General features: G+C 53.8%; 24 protein-coding genes and 1 riboswitch. Of the genes, 11 read left to right on the forward strand and 13 right to left on the reverse strand.

Annotated features, from left to right (window positions below):
• The first annotated feature begins 14 nt into the window (after positions 1-14).
• Both AC2IBB_RS08975 and AC2IBB_RS08980 read left to right on the forward strand, forming a co-directional pair.
• Positions 15-1,817 carry an ATP-binding protein gene (locus AC2IBB_RS08975; RefSeq protein WP_486332537.1) on the forward strand — a complete coding sequence of 601 codons (1,803 nt, stop codon included), beginning with the start codon at positions 15-17 and terminating at the stop codon, positions 1,815-1,817.
• A gap of 2 nt (positions 1,818-1,819) precedes the next feature.
• On the forward strand, positions 1,820-4,120 hold the full coding sequence (locus tag AC2IBB_RS08980) for a hypothetical protein (protein ID WP_486332538.1): 2,301 nt from the start codon (positions 1,820-1,822) through the stop codon (positions 4,118-4,120).
• A 55-nt stretch (positions 4,121-4,175) separates the two neighbouring features.
• Here AC2IBB_RS08980 and AC2IBB_RS08985 read toward each other — a convergent pair whose 3' ends face one another.
• The 4 genes from AC2IBB_RS08985 to AC2IBB_RS09000 form a co-directional block, all read right to left on the reverse strand.
• Positions 4,176-4,718 carry a BPSL1445 family SYLF domain-containing lipoprotein gene (locus AC2IBB_RS08985; RefSeq protein ID WP_486332539.1) on the reverse strand — a complete coding sequence of 181 codons (543 nt, stop codon included), beginning with the start codon at positions 4,716-4,718 and terminating at the stop codon, positions 4,176-4,178.
• Between the two features lie 98 nt (positions 4,719-4,816).
• Positions 4,817-5,947: a sterol desaturase family protein gene (locus tag AC2IBB_RS08990; protein WP_486332540.1), complete on the reverse strand. Its 1,131-nt coding sequence runs from the start codon at positions 5,945-5,947 to the stop codon at positions 4,817-4,819.
• 181 nt (positions 5,948-6,128) lie between these two features.
• On the reverse strand, positions 6,129-6,956 hold the full coding sequence (locus AC2IBB_RS08995; protein ID WP_486332541.1) for a DUF2145 domain-containing protein: 828 nt from the start codon (positions 6,954-6,956) through the stop codon (positions 6,129-6,131).
• Positions 6,957-6,978: 22 nt separating this feature from the next.
• The gene (locus AC2IBB_RS09000; protein WP_486332542.1) at positions 6,979-7,230 is read right to left on the reverse strand and encodes a hypothetical protein; all 252 of its coding nucleotides are present in this window, start codon (positions 7,228-7,230) and stop codon (positions 6,979-6,981) included.
• Here AC2IBB_RS09000 and AC2IBB_RS09005 point away from each other — a divergent pair.
• Both AC2IBB_RS09005 and AC2IBB_RS09010 read left to right on the forward strand, forming a co-directional pair.
• The gene (locus AC2IBB_RS09005) at positions 7,229-7,387 is read left to right on the forward strand and encodes a hypothetical protein (protein ID WP_486332543.1); all 159 of its coding nucleotides are present in this window, start codon (positions 7,229-7,231) and stop codon (positions 7,385-7,387) included. The genes AC2IBB_RS09000 and AC2IBB_RS09005 overlap by 2 nt on opposite strands.
• Positions 7,388-7,566: 179 nt before the next feature.
• Positions 7,567-7,842: a hypothetical protein gene (locus AC2IBB_RS09010; RefSeq protein WP_486332544.1), complete on the forward strand. Its 276-nt coding sequence runs from the start codon at positions 7,567-7,569 to the stop codon at positions 7,840-7,842.
• Between the two features lie 12 nt (positions 7,843-7,854).
• Here AC2IBB_RS09010 and AC2IBB_RS09015 read toward each other — a convergent pair whose 3' ends face one another.
• On the reverse strand, positions 7,855-8,709 hold the full coding sequence (locus AC2IBB_RS09015; RefSeq protein WP_486332545.1) for a hypothetical protein: 855 nt from the start codon (positions 8,707-8,709) through the stop codon (positions 7,855-7,857).
• Positions 8,710-8,923: 214 nt separating this feature from the next.
• Between AC2IBB_RS09015 and tpx the strand changes: the two genes are divergently transcribed.
• A complete protein-coding gene (gene tpx, locus AC2IBB_RS09020; protein WP_486332546.1) occupies positions 8,924-9,421 on the forward strand; it encodes a thiol peroxidase in 498 nt (165 codons plus the stop codon).
• 68 nt (positions 9,422-9,489) lie between these two features.
• Here the strand turns inward: tpx and AC2IBB_RS09025 are convergent, their stop codons facing one another.
• The 4 genes from AC2IBB_RS09025 to AC2IBB_RS09040 all read right to left on the reverse strand — a co-directional run bounded on the left by AC2IBB_RS09025 (position 9,490) and on the right by AC2IBB_RS09040 (position 12,224).
• Positions 9,490-10,170 carry an alpha/beta hydrolase gene (locus tag AC2IBB_RS09025; protein WP_486332547.1) on the reverse strand — a complete coding sequence of 227 codons (681 nt, stop codon included), beginning with the start codon at positions 10,168-10,170 and terminating at the stop codon, positions 9,490-9,492.
• An 8-nt stretch (positions 10,171-10,178) separates the two neighbouring features.
• Entirely contained in the window at positions 10,179-10,613 is a 435-nt protein-coding gene (locus AC2IBB_RS09030) for a GNAT family N-acetyltransferase (protein ID WP_486332548.1), read from the reverse strand.
• 167 nt (positions 10,614-10,780) lie between these two features.
• On the reverse strand, positions 10,781-11,578 hold the full coding sequence (locus AC2IBB_RS09035; RefSeq protein WP_486332549.1) for an ABC transporter permease: 798 nt from the start codon (positions 11,576-11,578) through the stop codon (positions 10,781-10,783).
• A 22-nt stretch (positions 11,579-11,600) separates the two neighbouring features.
• Positions 11,601-12,224, reverse strand: coding sequence for an ABC transporter ATP-binding protein (locus tag AC2IBB_RS09040; RefSeq protein ID WP_486332550.1), 624 nt, complete (start codon positions 12,222-12,224; stop codon positions 11,601-11,603).
• 278 nt (positions 12,225-12,502) lie between these two features.
• On the opposite strand from AC2IBB_RS09040, the gene AC2IBB_RS09045 reads away from it, so the two are divergent.
• Complete coding sequence (locus AC2IBB_RS09045) at positions 12,503-13,564, forward strand: tRNA-queuosine alpha-mannosyltransferase domain-containing protein (RefSeq protein ID WP_486332551.1); 1,062 nt, start codon at positions 12,503-12,505, stop codon at positions 13,562-13,564.
• A 4-nt stretch (positions 13,565-13,568) separates the two neighbouring features.
• On the opposite strand, the gene AC2IBB_RS09050 is transcribed toward AC2IBB_RS09045, so the two are convergent.
• The 3 genes from AC2IBB_RS09050 to thiB all read right to left on the reverse strand — a co-directional run bounded on the left by AC2IBB_RS09050 (position 13,569) and on the right by thiB (position 16,820).
• A complete protein-coding gene (locus AC2IBB_RS09050) occupies positions 13,569-14,186 on the reverse strand; it encodes an ATP-binding cassette domain-containing protein (RefSeq protein WP_486332552.1) in 618 nt (205 codons plus the stop codon).
• Positions 14,179-15,732, reverse strand: coding sequence for an ABC transporter permease subunit (locus tag AC2IBB_RS09055; protein WP_486332553.1), 1,554 nt, complete (start codon positions 15,730-15,732; stop codon positions 14,179-14,181). Before AC2IBB_RS09055 ends, AC2IBB_RS09050 begins: the two co-directional genes overlap by 8 nt.
• Before the next feature lie 68 nt (positions 15,733-15,800).
• Positions 15,801-16,820: a thiamine ABC transporter substrate binding subunit gene (gene thiB, locus AC2IBB_RS09060; protein WP_486332554.1), complete on the reverse strand. Its 1,020-nt coding sequence runs from the start codon at positions 16,818-16,820 to the stop codon at positions 15,801-15,803.
• Between the two features lie 51 nt (positions 16,821-16,871).
• A riboswitch (TPP riboswitch) is annotated at positions 16,872-17,010 on the reverse strand.
• A 116-nt stretch (positions 17,011-17,126) separates the two neighbouring features.
• Here thiB and AC2IBB_RS09065 point away from each other — a divergent pair.
• From AC2IBB_RS09065 to AC2IBB_RS09085, 5 genes are all read left to right on the forward strand, one after another.
• Complete coding sequence (locus tag AC2IBB_RS09065) at positions 17,127-17,687, forward strand: GNAT family N-acetyltransferase (protein WP_486332555.1); 561 nt, start codon at positions 17,127-17,129, stop codon at positions 17,685-17,687.
• Positions 17,688-17,719: 32 nt separating this feature from the next.
• Entirely contained in the window at positions 17,720-18,544 is an 825-nt protein-coding gene (locus AC2IBB_RS09070) for a phosphotransferase (RefSeq protein ID WP_486332556.1), read from the forward strand.
• A gap of 212 nt (positions 18,545-18,756) precedes the next feature.
• Positions 18,757-20,322 carry a hypothetical protein gene (locus AC2IBB_RS09075; protein WP_486332557.1) on the forward strand — a complete coding sequence of 522 codons (1,566 nt, stop codon included), beginning with the start codon at positions 18,757-18,759 and terminating at the stop codon, positions 20,320-20,322.
• Positions 20,323-20,390: 68 nt separating this feature from the next.
• Entirely contained in the window at positions 20,391-20,816 is a 426-nt protein-coding gene (locus AC2IBB_RS09080) for a hypothetical protein (RefSeq protein WP_486332558.1), read from the forward strand.
• A 290-nt stretch (positions 20,817-21,106) separates the two neighbouring features.
• Positions 21,107-21,379: a hypothetical protein gene (locus AC2IBB_RS09085; protein ID WP_486332559.1), complete on the forward strand. Its 273-nt coding sequence runs from the start codon at positions 21,107-21,109 to the stop codon at positions 21,377-21,379.
• A gap of 69 nt (positions 21,380-21,448) precedes the next feature.
• Here AC2IBB_RS09085 and AC2IBB_RS09090 read toward each other — a convergent pair whose 3' ends face one another.
• Positions 21,449-23,395: a sensor histidine kinase gene (locus tag AC2IBB_RS09090; protein ID WP_486332560.1), complete on the reverse strand. Its 1,947-nt coding sequence runs from the start codon at positions 23,393-23,395 to the stop codon at positions 21,449-21,451.
• Between the last annotated feature and the right edge of the window lie 9 nt (positions 23,396-23,404).

The raw sequence follows: 23,404 nt of genomic DNA on the forward strand, positions 1-23,404 counted from the left end.
AAAGCAGTTACTTCATGGCTAGTGAACTTCATCAAACCCAGGTTGACCTCGACGGACTGTTGGAGGTGCTGGGCCGCAACTTATATTCCACCCCCGCAGTCGCAATCCGGGAGCTCATTCAAAACGCGCATGACGCTTGCGTGCGTTCTCGACTGGAGACCGGCCGCGACGCTGATTTTGCAATTCGTATCCAAGCGGACAGCGGCCGCAACCATATCGTTATTACCGATAACGGTTCAGGTCTCACTTACGAGGAAGTGTTGAAATACCTCGCCACTATCGGCTCTGGCTACACTCGTGTGCTGCGGGATAGCTCTCACAATGAGGATATGGTGGGATATTTCGGGCTAGGTTTTTTATCCGCCTATGTTGTGGCGGAGAAAGTAGAAGTCTGGACCACTTCATACCAAACGCCGGAAAACACATGGTATTTCTCTACCGCTGGCGGTAAAAAATTCGCCATCACTGCAACCACGCCAGCGCAAGTGGGCACGACCGTTAAGCTTCATCTGCGGGAGGAGTTCCACCACCTTGCGGAAAGCGATCTATTGCAAGGGTTGATCGAACGCTACTGCTGCCTGTTGCGCTTTCCCATATTCCTGAATAACGACGACGTACAAATCAACAACCTAGTTGCCCCCTGGCGTCTGGACGCCTCTACTTCGGATCTGCAACGTAAGAAACGCCGGCTGGAGTTCGCCGCTATTTTTGAAGGCGCATTTGAGCCACTCTGCGCCATACCTATTCCTGAAGCCAATCCCTGGGGCCTCAAGGGCGTACTTTGGGTGCAGGATCGTGGAGGCTACGCCACTTCGGATTACCGCAATATCTCTGTATTCGTGCGCAGTATGTTCATTACTGGCGAGTGCCGTGAGCTACTGCCGCTGTGGGCGGGATTCGCAGGGGCCGTGGTGGAGTGCGCTGCGCTGTCGCCTACGGCAAGCCGTGAAGATATTCAGAAAGATGAGCGCTTCTATGAGATCCGGGACTTTCTGGCTGAAACCCTCATAGAAGGGTTGAGAACGATTGCCGCCAATGAAAGCAGCGTCTGGCGACGTATTCTCAGTCGTCACAATCAGACATTATTGGGGGCGGCGTTAAGCGATGACCGTTTGTTTGAGGTCATGCAGAATGATTTGAAAATACCAACCACTATCGGCGACGTCACGCTCCCCGCCTATCTCAAACAGAGCGGCGGTGTGATTTATATCCGCAACGAAGACAAGAACAGCCAGGAAGAACTGCTGTTCCGGGCGCAGATGAAACCGCTGGTCTCCGGTTATTTGTATGCGGCCTCCGGTTTTTGTCAGAAGTACGCCCATTGGAATCAGGTGAAGTCCCATATTCTGGGGAGCGATGATGCGGAGACCGAGCTGTTTACGGAGGAGCTTGTAGATACGGCGACCCGCGACAAGCTAACGTCGCTATTGCTTCGCAAAAATGAGGCCTTGGCCTGTGCGCGTTTCGAACCCGCCCATGTGCCGCTGGTGGTTATTCATGACCAGGATGTGGCTCTCAAAAAGCGGATTGAACGGGATGAGGCGGACAAGCGCATCGGCTCGGCGGCTCTGAGTCTGGCGCGTTTGCATACGCAGGCGATCTCAGCGGAAGTGGAGCGGCGTTTGTACGTCAACCTGAATTCGCCTTTGATTGCGGCGATGATGGAAACGCCAGAGAGCGCGGCGAGCCACCTGGCGGTGGCGGTGAGGGCGTATATGGAGTCGTTGACCCATCAGGTCGACGATAGCGACTCGAATTTCTCTGACGAGCTTAAGCGCTTCAGTGAGGCGTTGCTGGCGATCACGCAAGGGGGGTAACAATGAATATTTGGAAATGGGTGCATGAACGCGTCGCGACGCTCAGAGATAACGGCGAAGATCGCCTGGCGGACTTCGTTTATGACATTTCCCATTACTCTGTCAATGATGAGCACCATAAAGTGGACGCCCTCTATCCAGAAGCGGTAAGCCTGGCGCGCAAGCTTGGTGATAAATGGCTGGAAATCTATTTTCGACACTGGCATTTGCAAAGTCAGGTGCTGACCCGGCGTAAAGGGCAGGCCATGCTGGGGGAGGCTGTAGATCTATTGGAGTTCGCCCATCGCGAAGAAACGCGAGATTGTCCGCAGAGCATTTGCGCAGTGCAGGATCTGGCCTGTTGTTATGCGATTACCGACGGCCCTGGCTATGTAGAGGAAAGACTGGCCGTGGCGCAGGAAACCTTGAGCAGAATCGATGCGACCTGGCCGTGTTTCACCTGCATTGGCAGCGAATACAACAGTGCGTTGATTGATGCGGGGCGCTTCGAGGACGCGCTGGCCTCTATCCACGAGCAGAAAAAAGCGTTGACTGCCAGCCATCGTTCATCTGATCACACTGATATGCTGTTTTGCCAGGTGGACGCCCTGATTGGACTGCATCGATACGAAGAAGCGGAAAAGCTGGCGCGTAAAGCCAGAAATGATGGCGGAGGAGAACACTTCGAGCGTCGCAGAAAGAACTATCTGGCTTGGTGTCTGGCGTTGCTGGAGCGTGCGGAAGAGGCGGAGGAAGCACTGGTAAGCTACGACGAGACCATGCTGTCCCCCGCGTTTTTTGAGCCCTGGATCAAGACGAAGGAAGTGTTGGCCTCCAAGCAAGCCAGCGCCAACTCGGAAGAGCTGGACTTACAGATTAACGCTATGTTGACGGAGCTTTTCGATAGCAAAGCCTGGCGAGATACCGTCAATCTTGGATTGGTGCAGGCTCGGCTGGCGCTGTCCCGTGGCGCCGTCTCTATCGCCCGCTTATGCGCCCAGCGAGTGGCGGATGCCGTTCAGCAATTGCACCGGGATTGCGGCGCCACAGAAGAACTGGTTGCTCTAGATGAAGCAGTCACTCAGGCCGAAGCGCAAAGAACGCCATGGGAATTCTCCGAAATCGAACAGTTCCTTGAACAACAGGCGGAAACCCGTGAAGCGACGCTGGAAATGACTGCGGACGCCTTGCGGAAGTGGCCGGACGACGAGCGAGTATTGCTCGAATACACCCAGCTATTGGACGCCAGCGGTTGGAGTGAGGCGGCGCTTGCGGTATTGCGGGAGAAATCCGGTTTTCAGACTCCAAGGCTGTTGATGACTTACGGCAATATTCTCATTGATCAGGATCATACGGATGAGTTTTTGCGGGAATTCGGTGCGGAAATCGACCCGACCTTAGAAGATGACCTTTTTTGCCGTTTGTGCTGGCTGAAAATGCGCTTCTACTCTAATAGCGATCCGCAACAGGCCTATGAGCATGTCTGTAAATTGATCGATCGCTCACCAGAAGCAGGTTTCGCTATTGCCGCCGCTGCGCGGCTGGCGATGAAACTCGGTAGCTATCAGGAGTCCGTTAACTGGTGGACGCGTCTGACTGAGTTGGACCCGGAGGAAATCAATCTGCATTGGGACCGCATGGTTCCTGCGACTATCGCTGGCGACTGGGTTTGCGTTAGGGAATCCATGCAAGTCTTGGAGATGGATGTTCCCGAAGGCGAAGGACCTATCGATGAAGACGGCATTTATGTGAGAGTTCGCTTTACGGATGCAGATGGAGAGACGCGGGATTATCTGGCGGTGCGCAATGGCCCGGTCACGGCTCGCGTCATCGGTTTGGCCAGACTGGGCGAGCCTCAACGTTTCGGGTGTGAAGTGGTGTTTGACGCTGCGCCGTTGAACAAACTGGATCAGGAAGATGAAGACGGAGTTATGCGTGATAGCGAAGGGTATTACACTTTGCTGTTTTCCGTCGTGCATATCCTTAAAGCCCCAGAGTATGACTATTTCGCTATTGATGGCGCCCATCCTGGTGATGAAAACCTGGCGCGACTACAAGAAAGTCTTGCCGACTTGCAGGTGCATTTTGACCGGCGGAGCAATGAAGACTATGTCCTGTATCTGGAGGATGACGTTGAATTGCCTGGGGTCTATATCTACATCGCCGCCCCTGTCGGCGTAAATTTGGGGGCCGTAAACACCATGCTGAGCGGTTTTTCAGCAGAATTGGAGCACCCTTTGATCTGGCCGGACTTATTGGAGAAGCTGGGGGATGAAGCGGGGTTGGAAGCGCAGTTGGAGATTCAGGAAAAGTACGATCTGTAGCTGGAGTAAGGGGCGGTGTATCCGCCCTTACTCATAGGCTTCGAAGTAAAAATGATTACTTCACAATGGGCGTAACCTTGGAGCCTTCCAGAGAGACTCCCGCCATCAAGCCTTTGTTGGATACGACAAAGGCAATGATTGGTTCTTGAATCGTGTTGGTGTCAATTGATTTGCCCGCACCGAACTCCGCAATAGCGACGCTGCCGTCAACCCCGACTTCCCAGCCTTCGCTTCGAGTGAATTTGTTAAGCGCATCGGATGTCATGAACAGCATTACGACGGTTTTCTCCTGCACGCCCGCCTGAAAGCCGATGGATGCGGAAGCTATGTTGTAATAGCTCTGAATCACGCCGCCTTTCACCAGTGCGCCTTCGCCGTATTCGCCGCCGACAATGAAGCCGGCTTTCAGTATTTCAGGAAATACCAATACGCCCTGCGCTTTGGAAGCGAGCTCTTGCCCAGAAGGAACTTTGTTGTAGAAGACTTTCAGGGCGGCGTTCACTTTGGCGTCAATTTCCACTTTGGACGCAGCGGAAGCGTTGAAAGCGACGCCAAGAATCAATAGCAGGGAATAAATGAGTTTTTTGGTTTTTATCATCAGAAGCATACTTCCAGTCATTGAATGAATCCGTCCTATTATAAGCCTGAAGAGCCCCGGTAAAACTGTGGTTTTCCGGGACACATCAATAGGTTGAGTTATTCGTCGTATCCGAAAGGAAACATATGCTGGCGCACGATGCCTTTAGGTACGGTTTTATTGTTCAGCAGTCCGTAACTTTTTGGCCATTCTTTGCCAGGCAGTTTAAAGGTGCCGAACAGCATATCAATAATCGGCAAGTGAATCGCATAGTTCTTATACGCGTAAGCAGGATCATCCGCATGGTGCCAGTGGTGATACTGCGGCGTTACCAGAATGTATTTCAGGAAGCCGAAGTTGAAGTTCAGGTTGGCATGCGCCAGTACGGCTTGTACTCCCACCAGAATAACGTACGCGTTCAATGCCTCGGCGGAGAAGCCCAGCAGGAACAGAGGAACCATAACCACGCTGCGAGTAATCAGTATTTCAACCAAATGTACGCGGGAACCGGCCAACCAATCCATGTGCTTGCTGGAGTGATGCACTGCATGGAATTTCCACAGAAATGGCACAGTGTGGTACAGGCGGTGGAACCAGTACTGGGAGAAGTCCGCCATGAATACGGCCAGCAGAAACTGCGCCCAGACGGGCATGGATTGAATGGCGTCACGCAGGGAATCAGAAGCTACCCAGCCAACCAGATACGTGGAGGAGGATGTGGTGAAAATCAGAATGAACTGCACCAGCATATGGCTCATAAAAAAGTAAGCCAGATCGGTGCGCCACTCAGGACGCAGGGTATGCGTTTCCGGCTTTTGCGCGAATGTGCGCTCCATGGGAATAAAGACGAGTGCGGAGAAGAACAGAGCCAGAATGAACCAGTCCAGACCCAGCGAGTAAGGTGTTTCGCCAATGCTGTTGAGCTGAATGTCCGCGCCGCCTGCAACCACTGCAGCAGTGGAAAACAGCACGCCAGTCATGCTGAGGCGTTTCTGCTGGTTCAGCAGGAAACTGAGCAGTCCAAGTATAAAAGAGGCGCAAAGCGCTGCCAGCAAAAGAGTGCGAGCGAACTGCTCGGTGTATACCTGACGCAATTCCTGCGTGGTCAGATATTCAGGAAAATGGAAACACAAAACAGCAAGGAAACTGAGAATGCCAAGCGTGGCGGAAATGTATCCGGAAATACGGCCCTGGCCAAACTTGAAAGGCGCATGACCATGACGGCTGAGATAATCGTTGATCAGTTTCATAATGTCTTCCCGAGGGTAAGCGTTAAATACCGCATAAGCGAGATGTTGTCGTGGAAGCCATCATGGAGTATTTTCGGGCGTCCGGCTATCAACGCTTGTCGGGTGTTGGGATGCTCGTAGTCAGGTATCGAAAATCGATACTAAATGCCAGGAAGTCTTTTAAACGGATCGGCGCCGCAAATCAGGGGTACACCACTAACACCTCTTCGGCCAGAGACTGATTTTTCAGAAAATCGGCGATAGCGCCGAAAGTGGTGGTTTTGATGCCGCCAGAATGGTCGGATGTTCGGAACTCTTTCGCTATCAGTGGCGCAAGCAGCCCTTTCAGCGGTCCAAGTTTGATCTCTTGCGGCTGGAACCACGCATGTTGATTGACCTTGATCTGTTTAATGCTGTCAGTTTGGTAGATCGACGCGAAAAGAATATCCAGCACATACTCCGTACAATTCTGATATTTGGTGTTGAATGGATTGGACACCATCGAATAATTCTTGTTGTGCACGCTTTGCAGAATGCCCGACTCCAGGCTTTGTAATATCCGCTGCTGCAAGGCCGGAGTAGGTATAATGACGCCAGCTTTTAACACTTGGGCGCCTGAGAAAAAGTCGATGGGATAATCCATCGCCAGATGACTGCGACGAGGATTGTCATCATCTTGATATAAGTTGTGGATGGCGTATCCCTTCAGCGTTTCTCCCTGCTCGGTAGTGATAGTGGAATAGACAGCGAGCCCCGTATGCGTGAACTCCACCCCTTCCGGCAGGTCCTTGTCAGGAACGCCTTGCCTGGCCAGCAAGAATACATAGGCGCTTCGCGCTGCGGCGGTTTTCTCGACTTTTTTCGCAAAAACGGCGATCTCTTCCGCGGTGAAAGGGGAGGGACCTTCCTGCTGACGGCTTCCGCCGTAAGCATAGGGTTGAAACAAAAAGAGGCTTACGGTCAATGCCACAAGCCGGACTAACGCAGCGAATGTGATGCGTGCTCCCGATATGGAGCCTAATGTGGGCATGGTAAGCCTCTTGTACGTTTACTTAGCGAGCAGCGACGGCTAACGCGGGCGCGGGTCCTGCGGTTACATTTTCGTCAGATATTTCCAGTGATTCGTTTTTCTTGCCGGTAGCGCTGTTCCACAGAGGCTCAGCGATTTTGGCGCTGGCTTCGCCGACTACAGCGATGGCTTTAAATGGAACTGCTGCTGCGCCTGACGCCAGCTTAACGCCGCCGGAGACAGTGTTGGTCGTCGCCTGCGCGGAATGAGTCGCGGCTTGGGAGAAATGTTGCATGCTATCAGCCGCGAAGCTGGTGGATGCAAACAGCAAACAGGCGCTTGCTGTTAAGGTAGAGATCATTTTTATCGCCATAGCGTATACCTCACTTTTTGTGTTGCTGACAAAGGTCGAGGACACAAGTGCCGCCAACCTCAATGCCAAGCCAGCATGAACCTGGGCTGAACAAAAGCGATAGTAAGTCAGGTAAAGTCGCACGTTGTGGACTGAAAAGTAGCGCTATCCACGACTTTGACTATTGTCAAAAGGGGAAAACGGTGGGCTTTTCGCATAGTGGAAGGGTTTATATTCTATAGTGAACACAGGATGAAAAATCTTAGCGGAGGACGAACTATGACAACCAAAAACAAAGGTTTGACCAACCATGAAGTCACTGTCTGTTTAAAGGGCGGGGCAGTGCTGGGGCCCTTCAAGGCGACTTGGAGTACAGAGGTGGTCAGTGATGTACGGGAATTGCTGAAAGACTACGACGCTTTTTTGCAAACCGGTAAGCAAACTCGATTTAAGTACCATTTGCATGATTCAGAGAAGCGTTTGTCTCACACATTGGTGCTGCACTTTACCAATGTCACAGGCGTTTATGATTGCGTCGAATTGAGTGAAGGCTGAGCGCGGGTGCGCTCAGGACTGGCGAACGTAAACCCAGTTAGTTTTTCCGTTATCGCAGACGATGATGGCGTCTGACAGGCCATTGCATTGAGTAATGTCTGTCGGCAATTCTTTTGAATAGCGTGGCTTAACCGCCATGTTGGATTTATCCCGTTTCAGAAAACCGTACATAGTTTCAAAGCGGTCGGAAAAGCTCAGGTTCTGCTTTTGTATATCCTTGAACGAATAGTAGAACTTGGTGAAGCTCATCGTCGCATCGCCCAGCCCGATTTCCAGCATCTTAGGTATGTACACCCGGTAAGCCTGAGACAGGTAGTCCTTAACCGCCGTTTCGTTGTTGGGATCGCCCTGGAAGGCGGGAAGGTTGAGTTTGTTGTCTTCCGCCAGTACGCCGTTTTTTAGAAGCTTGTTTTGTTTGTTGGTCGCCAGATGGTACTGTCGTGAGCCGCAGGTTATCTGGTCCTTATAAAGTAGGCAGTCGTTGGTAGCGGGTAAGGCGCTGGGCGATGTACTTTGTGTTTCTTTTGAGGGCGCTGAAGAGGCGTCGCGCCTGGAGGCGGTTGCAGGCTGCTTTGTCGCGGCGGTTTCCGTTTTTCGGGCTTTTTGTGACTGGCCTGCGCTTGGGAGCGACAGCCCTAACTTGGCGGCGGGACGCTTTAGTAACAACGCCTGAATCTGGCGGTCATTACGTCGGAAATCCTCCAGCTTGGGAAGACTGCCTCCTTCGCCTTTGTCCTGAATTTCACAGTAGAGGCGCTCCATATCGGTGCGGGCCTGAGCCTGACAGTCCGCCAAACTGTGCGTGCTGAACGCAACAGCGCCAAGCAATACGGATGTTTGTGTAAGAGAGAGTATTTTATTTTTCATAGGGCGCTAGCATAGCGGATCGGCGGGATTAAACTGAATAGGCCATTTTTCAGCCGGTCAAAGGTCTACAGCCGTTTCTCATTCTGCTTGGACGCTGCTTGCCAAGATTTCATCTCTCCGCAATGGGATTTGTGCTAGCTTTGTAAGCGGCCCTGCCTTCCCGCTGGATTCAGGGATTCCCGTTCAATTACTTACCTGTCGAAAAGGATAAAACATGGCTTCTATCACCTTAAAAGGCAACCCGGTCGAAACTAAAGGCGACCTGCCTGCAGTGGGCTCCAGCGCGCCGGATTTTACTCTGGTCAAACCTGACCTGTCAGAAGCGACGCTGAAGGATTACGCCGGTAAGCGTCTGGTGCTGAACATTTTCCCCAGTGTGGACACGCCTACTTGCGCCACGTCCGTTCGTAAGTTCAATGAGAAAGCAAGCAAGAAAGACAACACCGCTGTGCTGTGCGTTTCCGCTGACCTGCCATTCGCCATGGTGCGATTCTGCGGTGCGGAAGGTTTGCAAAATGTGGACAACGGCTCTGTATTTCGTAATGCCGAGTTTGGTGATCGTTATGGTGTAACAGTGATGACCGGTCCTCTGAAAGGACTGCTGTCACGGGCCGTTGTGGTGATCAATGAATCCGGCAAAGTGCTGTATACCGAGCAAGTGGCGGAAATTGCAGATGAGCCTGATTATGAGGCGGCGCTGGCTGCGCTCTAAGCGGCTGGTAAGGCGTGTGAACGCCTGAGGTAAACCAAACCGGCGCGTTTAGTGCGCCGGTTCAATGATTAAGCCAGTACTTTCTGAATCCACGCCGAAATATCGTGGATTTCTTCCAGACATACGCTGTGATCCATCGGATAGGTGCTGTACTCAGGCTTATAGCCCATGCCTTGGAAGTGGCTGAGAGCTGCTCTCCCCAGACTTTCCGGGACGACGGAGTCCATAGTTCCATGACAAATGCGAATCGGAATGTTGTGATTCGCTGAATCTGGCTTTAGGGTCGCGGCAGTGGCCAGGTAAGTGGAAAGCCCCATCAGGCCCGCCAAGGGTTTTGGATAGGTCAGTGCGGTCTGATAGGCGACCGCTCCGCCCTGGGAAAAACCCGCCACGATAATGCGGCGACTGTCTATGCCGCGCTCGATTTCTCGGTCCACTAATGCGCGCACCGCGTTGGCGGATGCTTGTAAATGCGCTTCGTCCACTTTGCGTTCGATATTCATCTCCAGAATGTCGTACCAGGCCGGCATGACGTAACCGCCATTGATCGTGACCGGGATAGATGGCGCATGGGGAAAGATGAAGCGCACCGCCATGTCTTCAGGCAGACGCAGCTCCGGCACGATCGGGGCGAAGTCGTTGCCGTCGGCGCCGAGCCCGTGCAGCATGATGAAGGCGGCGTCCGCCGGTTTATGGGGTTCAATTTCAATGTGAGGCAGTAGTGCTTGGGGGGAGGCTAGGGTAGTCACGTGATAGGTTAACCGATGCTTTTTTCCAGAATGGATTGTTGTTTCATATGTTCGAAGCCAAGTTTGCCATAAAACTCCTGCGCTTCCAGTCTTACTGCGTTGCAGCGCACCCGCAGGCGATTGCAACCGCGGGCCAGAAGCCATTCTGACGCAGCAGTCACCAGCTGTTTGCCCACGCTCAAACCTCGGCCGTTTTCGTCCACCACCAGACTGATTATTTCTCCGAAGCAGCCTTCCGCCAGTCGTACGTCCATACTGGCCTGAATGCAGCCGACAGCGACGCCATCTTTTTCTGCGATAAAGGTTTCACCGCTTCTCTCGGCAATCTGGTTGATTCTATCCGACGCCTCCTGGGGAGAGACGGCGTAGCCTAACTGCGTCATTAAATGGGATATGGGAGCTGCGTCGGCGCAAGTGGCCGCTCTGATATCGATGGTCAGCATATTCGTTATCGAGTTCGCTAGGTTGGAGTCTGGCCCGAGTCGGGCGTCTGACGACTGGTCATACATCTAATCTGGTCATACATCTAATATAGCCCGAAACGGGAGCGTAAAGAACTCCGGCCGATCTTGGCGTTGACGGATGACGTTCTGATGACAGCGGGGGCCCTTTATTTCAACGCCAGCCTGTCTAGGCGTAAACGATGGCGCTCGTCAAAGAGGCGCCAGATGGCGAGTCTGTTTGCAAACCAGGTTCCGAAGCCGGTAGCGGCGACGATCATCAGAAATATCATGATTTGATAGGCGACGGCGGTTTCTGGCGGGCTGCCCGCGAGAATCTGGCCTGTCATCATGCCGGGCAGACTGACGACCCCAGCGGTGGCCATGCCGTTGATGGCGGGCGTCATTCCCGCATGCATGGCCTGACGGCGTTGATCTTGAATGGCTTCTTCAGCCGGTTCACCGAGCATGAGGCGGCCTTCGATAAGATCTTTCTGGTTCCTGGCGCTGGCGGTCAAGCGATCCAGACATAGGGAAACGCCGTTCAGCGTATTGCCCAGAATCATGCCCAGCAGAGGAATGGCGTATTGCGGCTGATACCAGGGATCGGGTTGGATCAGCGCCAGCAGAACGATCAGGATCATAGAGTACGAACTCGCTGTCATAGCGATCAGACCGATGCGGAATGTCCAGCCTTCAGTGAAACGAACCTCTTGCCTCGCGCCGACTTCGCGCCCCGCCATGGCGGCCATGAAAAAGCTGACCATCAGGACCCACGGCAGGGAGGCCTGGGCGAAGAGAAATTTCAGGGCCATACCGATCAGGCTCAGTTGTATGGTCAGACGCGCGACCCCGATCAAAAGGACTGAACTGAGGTCGGGCGCCTGTCGCCAGTTGATCCAGGCCAGGCTGCATACCAGCAAAGCGCAGAAACCAAGATCCCAGATCGTTAAGTGGATAATGCTCATTGTTCAGCTCAAAAGATCATATTCAAACCTGAAAAGTGGGAGTGAGCTCGCTCAGCTCTCTTACTTTGTCGTCGATGATGTTCCAGAAGCGATTGGCCAGTCGCAGGCATTGTTCCTGGTCGTGACTGACCAGGCAGATCGCCCGGCCCGGCTCGGCCAGATAGGCTGTCAGCATGCGTTCGACACGTTCACGGTTGCGGTTGTCCAGATTGGCGGTGGGCTCATCGAGAAGCACAACGGCAGGCCCGCGGGACAGGGTGCGGATCAAACCAAGGCGCTGGCGTTCGCCGCTGGAGAGACGGCCAGCTTCCCAGCCCGCTACATCCGGATTGAAGCCGGCCTTTTCATACCAGGATAACGGCATGGCGGCTGGCATATGGTCCCCGACAGTAGGGCGCCACCAGCGACTTTCGCTGGGCGTAAGCATGACCATGCGTCGCCATTCGGGCGCAGGTATTTGTTCACAGGGATCTCCTTGTAAATAGCAGGCGCCTGAATGCGGGTCCAAATCCGCGATGGCGCGCAACAGCAGGCTTTTACCACAGCCGGAGGGTCCGCTCAGAGCGACGCAGTCACCCTCATAGAGATGATTGGAGAATGGTTTGAGAGAGCCTATGGCTAGGTCTCTTAACGTCAACAGAGGCATTGCGTCAACCTGCTCACGTCTGTGAGTATCACGAAGGTCTGTTGAAATTCAGGCCAGGGGAATTTGCTTGCTTATATGTTGCGGCGTTTCGCAGGCGACGGGATGGATTGGCTCCGCTGGCGTCGATTTTGAGAGCGCCGCTCAATAAAAGTCTATCGTAAAATTCGGAGAACGCCCGTAAAAGTTTGTGGAATGACGAGACCAGGGGAAAGTTATACAGTCCGCACTCAGGCGCTGAAGCGCAGCGCCGTCGCCAGCGTTAGGAAAATGGAGCCATAATGAAAATATTGATGCTATCCGCCTACGACATAGACAGCCACAAGCGCTGGCGACTGGGGCTGGCCGCCGCATTGCCTGAGCATGAATGGACGCCGCTTACTCTGCCGCCACGGTTTTTTCGCTGGCGTATTCGCGGGGCGCCGATCAGTTGGAGCCTGTATGAAGATGAGGCGTTGAAGCGGTCATATGATCTGATTGTGGCGACATCCATGGCGGACGTCGCCACTCTGCGAGGTCTATATCCGAATCTGGCGACGACGCCGTTGCTGGTTTACTTTCATGAAAATCAGCTGGCCTATCCCTGTTCCGACGAACAGCATGACAGCATCGATCCGGCCATGGTGAATATCTACGCGGCACTGGCCGCCGACCGTGTGCTTTTCAACACGACGTTCAACCTGGAATCTTTTCTCGCTGGCCTGGAGAGTCTGATCGCCCGCTTGCCGGATGCGGTGGACGCAGAGTTGTGTCGTCGCATTCGCGATAAAAGCCAAGTGATTCCCGTTCCATTGGAAGACGAACTATTGCGCTTTCCACGCGAGGAGAACGGCGATCAGCCGTTGACCATCGCCTGGAATCATCGGGTGGAATACGACAAAGGCGTAGATGACTTGCTCATGATTTTGCGACGGCTGCGGGCGAGGACCCATGACTTTCAGCTCGTCTTGCTCGGACGTCGCTTTAGACAGGCGCCTCCCGCCTGGAGCCAACTGCAGGAGGAATTCGCTGTGCATCTGCTGTTCGATGATTATGCGGAAAGTCGCGAAGCCTACTGGCGCTGGCTGAGTCGCGCCCATGCGGCGCTGTCCACGGCGCAGCATGAGTTTCAGGGACTGGCGATGATGGAAGCGGCGGCGCTTGGGTGCGCGCCGGTAACACCAGATCGCCTGAGTTATCCTGAACTGTTTCCGCAGAGGCGCCGCTATCAGGATATTGAGGAAGCTGTTGATTTGTTGCTGGAGGCTCCATCCACACGCCCCTGCGATATGCGGGAGTACGCCTGGAGCGCGTTGCGCGGCGTTTATGCCGACGTGTTGAGCAAGACGGCGGACCGGCTGTGATTGCCTAAACTGCGCCTGACTCCGTGTCGTCGAGATGAATCGCTCGGTGCGCTAGACGACTGACGTCTTCACTTTGGTGGGTGACCATCAACAGCGTTTTGCCGAAGCGCTCCGCCATCGTGTGTGTCCACTCTGTGGCGAGGCGGCGGGTGTCCGCATCCAGCTCAGAAAAGGGTTCGTCCAGTAGAATCAGCGGCTCTGGTCGCAGCATGGTGCGCAGTAGTGCGGCCCGTTGACGTTGGCCGCCTGAGAGGCGACCAGGTAGTTTGTCCAGCTGGTCGGCGATTCCTAAAGCCTGGGCCTGCATAGGTAAATCAGGATGCATTGCCGTGTCCACACCCAGCTTTAAATTCGCCATGACGGTGAGATGTTCGAACAGATTGTAATCCTGAAACAGCATGGCGACCGGCCGTTGCTCCGGCGGCGAGTGGGTCAGGTCGACGCCGTCCCAGGACAAGTGACCGGCCTCGGGCGCGACGAAACCGGCGATGGCCTCCAGCAGGGTGGATTTTCCCACGCCGCTGACGCCTTGTAAGGCGATCACTTCCCCTGAAGCGATTTGCAGATCGTAGTGCAGGGTGCGGGCGCCCCGTTTAATTTGAAGTGCGCGAATTTCAAGCATGACGGGGGGATTGTTTCTCCAGATAAAAAATCAGCAGGCCGCAGACGCCCAGAAACACCATGGAGGCCAGCGAGGCTTCAGTCAGGCGGTAAGTGCTGGCGTAACCGTAAATCAGCCAGGGCAGGGTGACAAAGTCCTGGCTGCCGAAAATCGAGTAGATCGCTACGTCCCCCATGGCTAACATCGCCACGAATGCGGCGGCGGTGCGAATGGCGGGCGCCATGTAGCTCAACTCAATGCGCCGTCGTTGCCCTGAAGTGAGTTTCAGGGAGTGAGCGAGACGATGGTATTGGCTGTCGAAGTTCAATAGCGCCGGCTTCAGTTGCGAAGCGGCGAAAGGAACGGTAATCAATCCATTGATCAAAGCCACCAGCCACATCCCCCAATGATCCAGATCCAGATGGGGCAACAGCAGCACAAACAGACCCACGGACAGCACCATGGCGGGCACCGCAAGCGAATGGGAGGTGAGCCAGTCCAGCCATAGTGCGGCGGATGAACCCTGCAGGCGCGCGCGACGATAGGGACGCAAGGCGCTGTAGGCGAGACTGATCGATAACAGGGTGGATATGGCGCCGAGCCCCAGCGTCACCAGTAGGGGGCGGCTAAGGGAACTCCAGAAATCCATCGTGGCGCCGCCCGCGACGACGCGTGGCGTCAGCGCCAGCAACGGCGCCAGTAGAAACAACCAGCAACCGGCGTAAACAGTCCGGTATACCAGCGACTCAGCGCGTGTTGCCGACGGGCGTAACTGCGCAGGCGCCGATGCGGGGCTGAGCCAGGATACCTTGCCGCAGAATGAAACCAATAAAAACGCAGAGCCGGCGATCAATAATTGCACCCAGGCCAGGGCCAGAGCTTCGGAAATATTGAAGTCGTATTTCAGAGCCTGATAGATCGCAACCTCCAGCGTGGTGGCTTTAGGCCCGCCGCCCAGCGCCAGCACTACGGCGAAGCTGTTGAAACAAATAACGAAAATAAATCCCAGCAGCAACCAGGTGGCGCTGTGTGTCGCCGCCCACTCCAACTGCCGAAACCGCTGCATGCGGGTGAACTTGAGTTGGCGCGCGAGCCGCCAACTGGCGTCGGGAATGGATTGCAAGCGCAGGTACAGGGTGCGCACTGCGAAGGGCAGATTAAGGTAGACATGCGCGATCAGAATGCCGCTCAGACCATACAGGCTCCAGTCGTCGCCCAGCAAAGGGCTGAGACTGCCGGAGCGGCCCAGCAGACTGATAATGCCGGTGATCACGATCAGCGTCGGCATCACGAAGCAGAGTACGCACAGACTCAGAAATACGCGCTTATGCAGGCTGTCTTTGAGATAACTGAGCGCCAGCGCCGCCGGCCAGGCCAGCGCTACCGAGAGCGCGGCGCTCAGTGTCGCCTGCAATAGCGTGAAGCGCAGAATGGCGAGAAAATAGGGATCGCTGAAATAGCTCCAGTCGAACTCGCCGCGATTGAATCCAATCAGACCGGCGAAGGCCAGGGCCGTTGCGATGGCGACAAAACACAGGGCGGGCCATCCGGCCCACCTTCCTGTCATGAACGCGCCCTGTTTCATCTAAATACAGCCTGCGTGAAAAAAGGAGAAACCAATGTGAGCGGCGGCGCTTATTGAGAAACGGCGCTGCGCCACTCCTTAATCCACTGTTTGCGATTCGCGGCGATGTACTCCGGCGTTAATTCAATGGGTTTGGGTTGAATCAGCGTATCGAAGGCGTCAGGTAGCTTGACTCCTTTGCGAACCGGCAGCATCCAATTCGTGACGGGAATGATTTCTTGCGCTTCCTGTGAAATCAGGAAGTCGAGAAAGCGGTTGGCCAGCGCTTTCTTCTCGCTGTTAGCCGCGATGGCGGCGACTTCCACTTGCATCACATGGCCTTCGTTGAACAGCGCCGCTTTGTATTGCGATTTGTCTTCCGCAACCTGGTGGTAGGCGGGAGAGGTGCTGTAGCTGAGCACATAGTCCGCGTCGCCTTCCAGAAACATGCTGTAGGCTTCCCACCAGCCTTTGGTGACGGTGACGGTATGCTGCGCCAGCTTTTTCCAGGCGTTTTCCGCCTGATCGCCGTACGCGCTTTTCATCCACATCATCATGCCCTGACCCGGCGTGCTGGTGCGCGGGTCCTGATAGATGACGGAAGCAGAGGAGTCCACTAACTCCTGAAGGGATTGCGCCGGTTGTTTGATCTTTTGACTGTCGTAGATGAAAGAGAAATAACCGTAGTCGAAAGGTACGAAGTCTTTGTCGCTCCACTTCAGTTCCGGCGTCAGGGCGTCAAAGGCGACGGCGTGCGGCTGCACCAGTCCTTCATTGCGAGTCTCCTCCATCAACCCTGTGTCCAGGCCCAGCACCACATCCGCTTTGGCGTTCTTGCCTTCGATGCGCAGCCGGTTAAGAATGCTGACCCCGTCTTCCAGGGCGACAAACTTCACATCGCACTGGCAGGAAGCCTCGAAGCTCTTCTCCAGCGCCGGGCCGGGGCCCCATTCGCTGACGAAGGAGTCGTAGGTATAGACCGTTAATTCTTCCGCCGCGCTGGCGCTGGCGGCGAATACGGCGGCTGAAGCGGCGATAAGCGAGCGCGCAGCGCGGGAAAGTGAAACAGTGCGGGTGAACAGGTTGTGCATGAAGGCTCCTCTAAACAGCGAGGCGCGGAAGCGGCGGCTTCATCCGGAAGGGGATTGGCCGGCCTCATTTCCTACGCCAGCATTAACTGGATCAGGTTCTACGGGTACACTCTCAGCCTGACTGGCGCGTGTTCGAGCGCAATCGCGCATCGAATAAACGCAGTGAAGTCAGGCGCCCCGATGAGACTGCCCGGATTCTAACCAAAAGCGGTGGGACAATCTACGCGGGCGCGGATATTTTGCAATGACGAAACCATGTCGGCGACTGTGTAAATCGAGCAGACCTTAACAAGGAGTCAAAACAGGATGGCGTTTACAAAGATGGAAACCGAGCGTTTGACGCTGCGGGTGGTGAGTCCGGAAGACGGGCCGATGCTGAATCAGGCGATTATTGAGTCGCTGGATCAGTTGCAACCCTGGCTGGACTGGATGACGCCGCCGCCGAGTGTGGAGGAGACCGCTCGCTGGTGCAGACAGGCTTATGCTCGCTACCTGCTGGACGAAGAAGTGAACCTGTTGCTGCTGCGTAAGGAAGATGGCGAGTTGGCTGGCGTTTGCGGGCTTCGAAAGTCCAACTCTGGTCTGCGTCATTATGAAGTAGGGTACTGGGGCTGCGCGCGTCTGCAAGGAGCCGGTTATATGACCGAAGGGGTGAAGGCGCTGGCTGATTACGCACTGCGGGAACTGGCGGCCAGCCAGGTGTATCTTTCCACGGACGAGCGTAACATACGCAGCCGCAAACTGGCGGAGCGTGCGGGGTTTCAGCTTGAAGGCGTGTTGAGAAATGAACGTATGAATAATCAGGGGCGGTTTCGTAATACCTGTGTATACGCTCGAATTCCGGCGGGCGCCTGGACCACTCATTAATCATCTTCTGACAATCTGACAATGAGAACCGCATGAGCGACGAAGTTCAGACATCAAACCCGGAAGAGCGGCGGTCGCAGGCTGAGCGCCTGCAGGCCGCCAACGTATTTCTGGGTAGCGAGGTGGACTGGCGGCTCATGCCAGCGTCCGGCCACAGTAATGTCTTGTTTCGGGGAGAGGGCTCAGAAGGCGTGTTGGTGCTTCGTCTGAACGCCAGTTCTTTGCGCGCCTTTGGTGTTGACCGGCGTCTTGAGGCGGACGTGCTGCAACGGATTCAGGGCGCTGACTGGGCTCCGCGGGTGCTCTGTAACGCGTGGCGGGAAGGTTGGCTGTTGATGACGCATCATGGCGCCAGCCTGACCGAAGCCGGCGCTCAGGACGTCGCCTCGCAACAGACCGTCGAGCAGTTACTGGCGTTCGTCGCAGATCTGCAGCGCGTCACGAAAGGTCCTGCATTCGATTATCAGGCCCTGATGGCGCTCTATCGACGTCGTCTTCAGGAGCGCGCCGTTGTGGCCGCGCATCAGGCCTGTCTGCAGCAACTTGAAGATGCGTTTTCCGCTATTCCCAACGACACCATGGCGCTGACTCACCATGATCTGCACTCAGGCAACCTGTGTCTGGATCAAGGACAGCTGATCGTGCTGGACTGGGAATACGCCGGCCTGGGCTGGCCCTGGCTGGACATGGCCTCGCTCCTGCAACACCATGACCTGGAAGCGGATGATTTATACGCCTTGCCCGTTTGCGCAAGCTTGAGCGCAACGGAAATCGAACAACGACTGCATCTTGCCGCGCATATCAATCAACTCCTGGAACAACTCTGGTTTGCGGTGAGAGAAGAGCGCACCGGGTGAACATAGTGGAGTCCGCAGCAGCTACACGCTAGATTCTCTCAAACACTTCAGATATCGAAGCTGTCAGTCAAGAGTACTATGCCCTCCGAATGATATATCCAAGCGGTAACGGAAATTAAAATAAACTTGCATTGTAACGGTTTGTTTCTATTTTTCCTTCGCCGTAATACCTGTCATGAGCATTAAAGGCGGAGTAACAGGGATGTATTTGCATGTATTCCACTCGTCAGTACGAGTTCAAACATTGGACAGATTTAACCATTGTTGACTTGTCTTTTGTTGAGTCTCCATTCTTCGCCGCCAGTTACGCTGAGCGCTGTTTGAACAATGATATGAAGGTCGGCGAAATTGTCGGCAACCTCTCAGGTTCCCACTTTCGTTCTGCTTTTGGCGCTTTTCCCGGGAGAGGGACGCCGTACTTTCGGAAATGGAAGGAAGATTTCGTCAGGCTGGTTGAGCGCGGCGACATTCTTCTGGTGTTTAAAGACGGGAAAAAACCATTTAGCCCGATCGCAAGTGAAGGAGACGAAGGCGTCTTTCCTACAAACTCAGATCCTGTCTTGGCTGAGCGACTGATAGCGCGGGCGAATCCAGAGCCTCCGCCGCCGCCAATGTTAAACGGACTACTGAAGGACATTCCCTCATTGAATGGTAATTTGTGGTGGGAAAGTGTCCCCGCAGAACGCCGCAATTATCTCCCTCCGCCATCCAAAAAATCTGAAACGCCTGATATTGGGCAAACAGAACCTGATGAGGCGACCAGGCTGACCGAGGATGAGCGTGAGGAAGTCTACAGGGAATTCTGGGAGGCGAAAAAAGAAGGAGACGCCTCCGCTATTCTGGCGATGGAAGAAAAGCTGGGGGATGAGTTTTACCACTCACTGGAAACAGGCGGAGGTGGTCCTTTCGGGAAGTACTATGCTATACCGAAGGAGCGAGCGGAACTGATGCTGGAGGGGCTACGCGTCATTGAACGGGGAAGCCCGATTGACGATGTAAGAGCATTCGATAACAAGATCAGAGACATCCGTAAGAATCTGATCAACGCCAGTTCAGACCCCATCGCCGCCAGACGCAGCATCGAAGTCAGCTCACTGGAAGGATTAAGCGAACGCGTAGCATTGGAAGACGTCGGCTCGTTTGTCACCGAAATTCCACCCAGGCTGGGAGAGTTGGAAGAGATCTATGCTGGGGCTATTACTGCAGTAATGGGACACCCCGCTTTACTAAGCGCAGAGATACGAAAAGCAAACTTAGCCGCTAACTCTACCTCTAGTAGCAAACAGCCGCACTTTACTGGGGCAGGGGAGATTGATGATATCTTTGAGGCAGCAGAAGCTGCTTATAGTCGGATTAGAAATGCGTATATGGATGATGTTCCCATAGTATCGACTAACACTGGCTTATCTATTCAAGAAACGACAGCATTGAAAAAACACTTGTTCTTTGGAAAGCACAACCTTCCTCTAGATGACGTGAGATGGGAATTGAAAAGATTTGCTGCTGACGATGAGATTGCTCATGCATGGGAGCTAGCTCAGAAACAAGAGCTAACCGCTGGTCAAAAAGAATGGTTTAGACAACTCTCAGATCATGAATTGGGAGAGCGAGTATTAATGTCTCAAGGGGCGCCATATCGTAATCCAGCCGCATGGGACGCTAGTGCCTTAGGTGGAGCGGGTAGATTTAACTCAACTCCTCCTGGAGCTCATGATCTTGCTCCTCCTCAACCAGACTGGGGATCATTTCCAGGATTTGAAGATACATTAAGTTGGTAAAGATAGTGGCAAATATTAAATACAGAAACGTGTCCAATAGCCTGAATAGACTAAAGTGCATCAATTGGATGACGTCAGGCGATCCTGAAAGTCATGCGCAATGGATAGCTGAGTACTTGCGACGAGTTGCGGTGATGTCGAATGAGCTTGGACTAGAGTTAGCCTCTCCATTTTTTAAGCCGGTGAAAGTTTTAGGGATAAGCGGCAATCAATCTGCTAATGCGATGGCGGAGTTCATGGCGATAGCGGAAGATGCTGACCTTATTAAAAATGCATACGTGCGGCGCTCATGTGAATGCTACCTGGAGTGGAGCGAAGGCGTCGATGAAGGTCGAGACACAGCTTTAGCCTACCCAGATATATTTGATCCGTTGATTAGTCTGATAGAGTGCGGCGGAAAGTTTGGTTTTCATCATGGGGAAATAATGGTTGGAAACTCTGCAATCCCCCTGAATAACTGGAAGCGTTTCGCTGAAATAGCGCCTAAGTTTTGATGCTTGAGAGGCCAGCCCATCATAATGCTTGTTTTAGTGCATGAGCTTTGATGAAACGTGATGCTTGATGGGAGCATTTCATTAGAGAGCGTGTGTTGGTTATTCTCAAACTATGTTAGGCAAGTGGTTACAACTGGTTAGCCTCATACGATGCGCTTAACGCTGGCGAAAGAGCGTAAGTAGACGCCAAGGTTTCGATCTATGAAGCATATTATTTATGAAAGCTTTGCTGCAGTTGGCGAAATATAGCAGTACGCTCAAAAACAAGTATTTCAGGGAGCGAGGGTAAGGTGAAAATTGAAGATATAGTGCAAGACTTTGAAGAGTACAGGTGCGACAAAACCAGCGCCGCTCTGGATATTGCCGAGCTGATAATTCTTGAAAAGCGCCCTGAAAAAATAAGTACGCTTCCTGTTGAGATAAAAGAAGAAATTAATACTTTGATTCGGGTTTATGAAAATGAGGGCGCTGTGAAAATAGTGACAAGTTCAGGTTTAGAACATGATTTTACCGAGCTGGCCAAAGGACTCTGTGACGTCATCAAGCGCTATTCCAAGAGTTAACGCCCAAGGGAGTGGATCTGTCTCCAGTTGGGCTTAATATGTTCATGTCGCAGATATTTTCCGTTGGCTCTAATAAGTTATAGACGCATCACGAGATCCAAAGCCGGGTTCTTTTTCCTCTTCTTTTCCTTCCTCTGATTCCGTTGTAGCAGGGGCGTGTAGCGGTAGTTCTATTTTTACTACGCAGCCGTGTCCTGGTGCGCTGGAAATGTTAATGGTTCCGCCCAGTACGTGGGTGACCAGTTGGTGCGTCAGGTGCAGTCCCAGACCGGTGCCGCCCTGGTTGCGTTTGGTGGTGAAGAAAGGGTCGAAAACTTTGGGCAGGATTTCAGGCGGGATGCCGGCGCCGTTGTCCCGAACTTCTATTTCTGCAAGCAGCTCGGTGCGGCGCTGGGCGGATAACCATACTCGCCCTTGCGGCATGTCCTGAAAGGCGTGTTTCATTGCATTATTAACCAGGTTTTCCAGTACTTGGCTTAAGGCTCCGGGGTAACTATCCAGCTCCAGTTCGGGGTCGATATCCGTGACCAGCTGATGGGCGTTTTTGTGGATGCGCAGCCAAGTGGTCAGCAGCATGTCCTCGATCAATACTTTTAATGAGAATAGCCGCCGCTCCGATCCGGCCCGGTCGGTAGCGAGTTGTTTGAAGCTGTGCACCAGTTGCGCGGAGCGGTTGAGGTTGCTGAGGATGATGCCTGCGCCTTGCTCGAATTTGGAGAAATAGTCGTTCATGTCCGAGCGTCGCAGTCCCTGCGTGAATGCGGCTCTCAACTCTTCCATTTGTCGTTGCATGGAGGACAGCGTGACCAGAGAAGCGCCGATGGGCGTATTCAGTTCATGGGCGACGCCCGCCACCATCATTCCCAGGGAAGAAAGTTTTTCCGCTCGCACCAGCTCGTCTTGAGTGCGCATCAGGTTATTCAGCGATTCCTGTAACAAGGTGTTGGAATTCTCCAGTTCGCTGCTGCGTGTGTGCAATTGGGCGTTCAGACTATCGCGGAGGGCGTCAGCTTTGGCGATACGGACGGAAACGAAAAACAGGATGACCCAGAGCGCCGTTACTACGCCCAGAGTGGCCGCCAACGCCTCCCGTTGTAATGCGATTATCGCAGACGCTTCTACATTCACCACCAGTTTCCAGTATTGCTCATTCTGTCTCAGGTTGGAGGTGGGGGAGAAGGTGGTGAACAGCCACAGCCCTTGATCATCAGTGAACTTTCCATAGTTCGACTTATTAATGCGCTCCCATCCATCAGGGTGGCGAACGCCGAAACGAAGCTCACTGCGTTTGAACATAAAGCCCCACTCTTCTTTCGGCGTGTCGCTGAGCAGCCAGTAACCGTCGGCGTTCAGCAAATGGAGACGCAAATTCGTCGGCAGGTGCAGGTTACGTAGGGCTTGCAGCATCAGGTTGGCCTTGTAATTCAGCACCACCAGTCCGTTATGTTCACCCTGCTCGTTGAAGACGGGGGTGACGGCCCGCAGCATGGGGTTGCGCGGCATTTGAATGGCGCCATGCTCGATATTGAGATCAAGGGGGGAGAAATAAATCTGCTCGGCGTTTAGCTTCATGCCAGCTTCGAAATAGTAACGTCTCGCTTTCTTTTGGAGTTGTTCGCCAGGAATGCGTATGGCTTGAGAACCGAACAGTTCGATGCGCACCAGCTCGTCGCCACTGGGACTCATCCAGCGGATCTGGTCGTAAATTGCGGCCGCTTCGGCGAAGTTCTGCATCAGTTCCTCGACAGCCTGCTTGGAGTCGGGGTCTGCGCTGCGAAGAGCTTTGTTGTGAGCCAGAAAGCGGATATCTGTGGCCAGATCGCCGAAATTTCTGGCCATGGTCTCATAAGCGGAGGTGAGCGATGCGGAGGCGGCCTCTTGCGCAGGCGACAGTTTGTGGTCCAGCAAGTAGTCATACAGGAAAAACGAAAGCGCCAGCAGAAGGGCGCTCCACGGCGCAATGAACTTCAACAGGCGTTTGCGTATGGCGAATATTGACAGTTCTTGGATAGCCATAATTTTTGC

Source organism: Hahella sp. NS-SX17 (genome assembly GCF_057367735.1).

Bases quoted from the DNA above. Each gene is read 5' to 3' on its own strand.
- AC2IBB_RS08975 (WP_486332537.1), top strand. From the start codon at position 15: ATGGCTAGTGAACTTCATCAAACCCAGGTTGACCTCGACGGACTGTTG.
- AC2IBB_RS08980 (WP_486332538.1), top strand. From the start codon at position 1,820: ATGAATATTTGGAAATGGGTGCATGAACGCGTCGCGACGCTCAGAGAT.
- AC2IBB_RS08985 (WP_486332539.1), bottom strand. From the start codon at position 4,718: ATGATAAAAACCAAAAAACTCATTTATTCCCTGCTATTGATTCTTGGC.
- AC2IBB_RS08990 (WP_486332540.1), bottom strand. From the start codon at position 5,947: ATGAAACTGATCAACGATTATCTCAGCCGTCATGGTCATGCGCCTTTC.
- AC2IBB_RS08995 (WP_486332541.1), bottom strand. From the start codon at position 6,956: ATGCCCACATTAGGCTCCATATCGGGAGCACGCATCACATTCGCTGCG.
- AC2IBB_RS09005 (WP_486332543.1), top strand. From the start codon at position 7,229: ATGCTATCAGCCGCGAAGCTGGTGGATGCAAACAGCAAACAGGCGCTT.
- AC2IBB_RS09000 (WP_486332542.1), bottom strand. From the start codon at position 7,230: ATGCAACATTTCTCCCAAGCCGCGACTCATTCCGCGCAGGCGACGACC.
- AC2IBB_RS09010 (WP_486332544.1), top strand. From the start codon at position 7,567: ATGACAACCAAAAACAAAGGTTTGACCAACCATGAAGTCACTGTCTGT.
- AC2IBB_RS09015 (WP_486332545.1), bottom strand. From the start codon at position 8,709: ATGAAAAATAAAATACTCTCTCTTACACAAACATCCGTATTGCTTGGC.
- tpx (WP_486332546.1), top strand. From the start codon at position 8,924: ATGGCTTCTATCACCTTAAAAGGCAACCCGGTCGAAACTAAAGGCGAC.
- AC2IBB_RS09030 (WP_486332548.1), bottom strand. From the start codon at position 10,613: ATGCTGACCATCGATATCAGAGCGGCCACTTGCGCCGACGCAGCTCCC.
- AC2IBB_RS09035 (WP_486332549.1), bottom strand. From the start codon at position 11,578: ATGAGCATTATCCACTTAACGATCTGGGATCTTGGTTTCTGCGCTTTG.
- AC2IBB_RS09040 (WP_486332550.1), bottom strand. From the start codon at position 12,224: ATGCCTCTGTTGACGTTAAGAGACCTAGCCATAGGCTCTCTCAAACCA.
- AC2IBB_RS09045 (WP_486332551.1), top strand. From the start codon at position 12,503: ATGAAAATATTGATGCTATCCGCCTACGACATAGACAGCCACAAGCGC.
- AC2IBB_RS09050 (WP_486332552.1), bottom strand. From the start codon at position 14,186: ATGCTTGAAATTCGCGCACTTCAAATTAAACGGGGCGCCCGCACCCTG.
- AC2IBB_RS09055 (WP_486332553.1), bottom strand. From the start codon at position 15,732: ATGACAGGAAGGTGGGCCGGATGGCCCGCCCTGTGTTTTGTCGCCATC.
- thiB (WP_486332554.1), bottom strand. From the start codon at position 16,820: ATGCACAACCTGTTCACCCGCACTGTTTCACTTTCCCGCGCTGCGCGC.
- AC2IBB_RS09065 (WP_486332555.1), top strand. From the start codon at position 17,127: ATGGCGTTTACAAAGATGGAAACCGAGCGTTTGACGCTGCGGGTGGTG.
- AC2IBB_RS09070 (WP_486332556.1), top strand. From the start codon at position 17,720: ATGAGCGACGAAGTTCAGACATCAAACCCGGAAGAGCGGCGGTCGCAG.
- AC2IBB_RS09075 (WP_486332557.1), top strand. From the start codon at position 18,757: ATGTATTCCACTCGTCAGTACGAGTTCAAACATTGGACAGATTTAACC.
- AC2IBB_RS09080 (WP_486332558.1), top strand. From the start codon at position 20,391: ATGACGTCAGGCGATCCTGAAAGTCATGCGCAATGGATAGCTGAGTAC.
- AC2IBB_RS09090 (WP_486332560.1), bottom strand. From the start codon at position 23,395: ATGGCTATCCAAGAACTGTCAATATTCGCCATACGCAAACGCCTGTTG.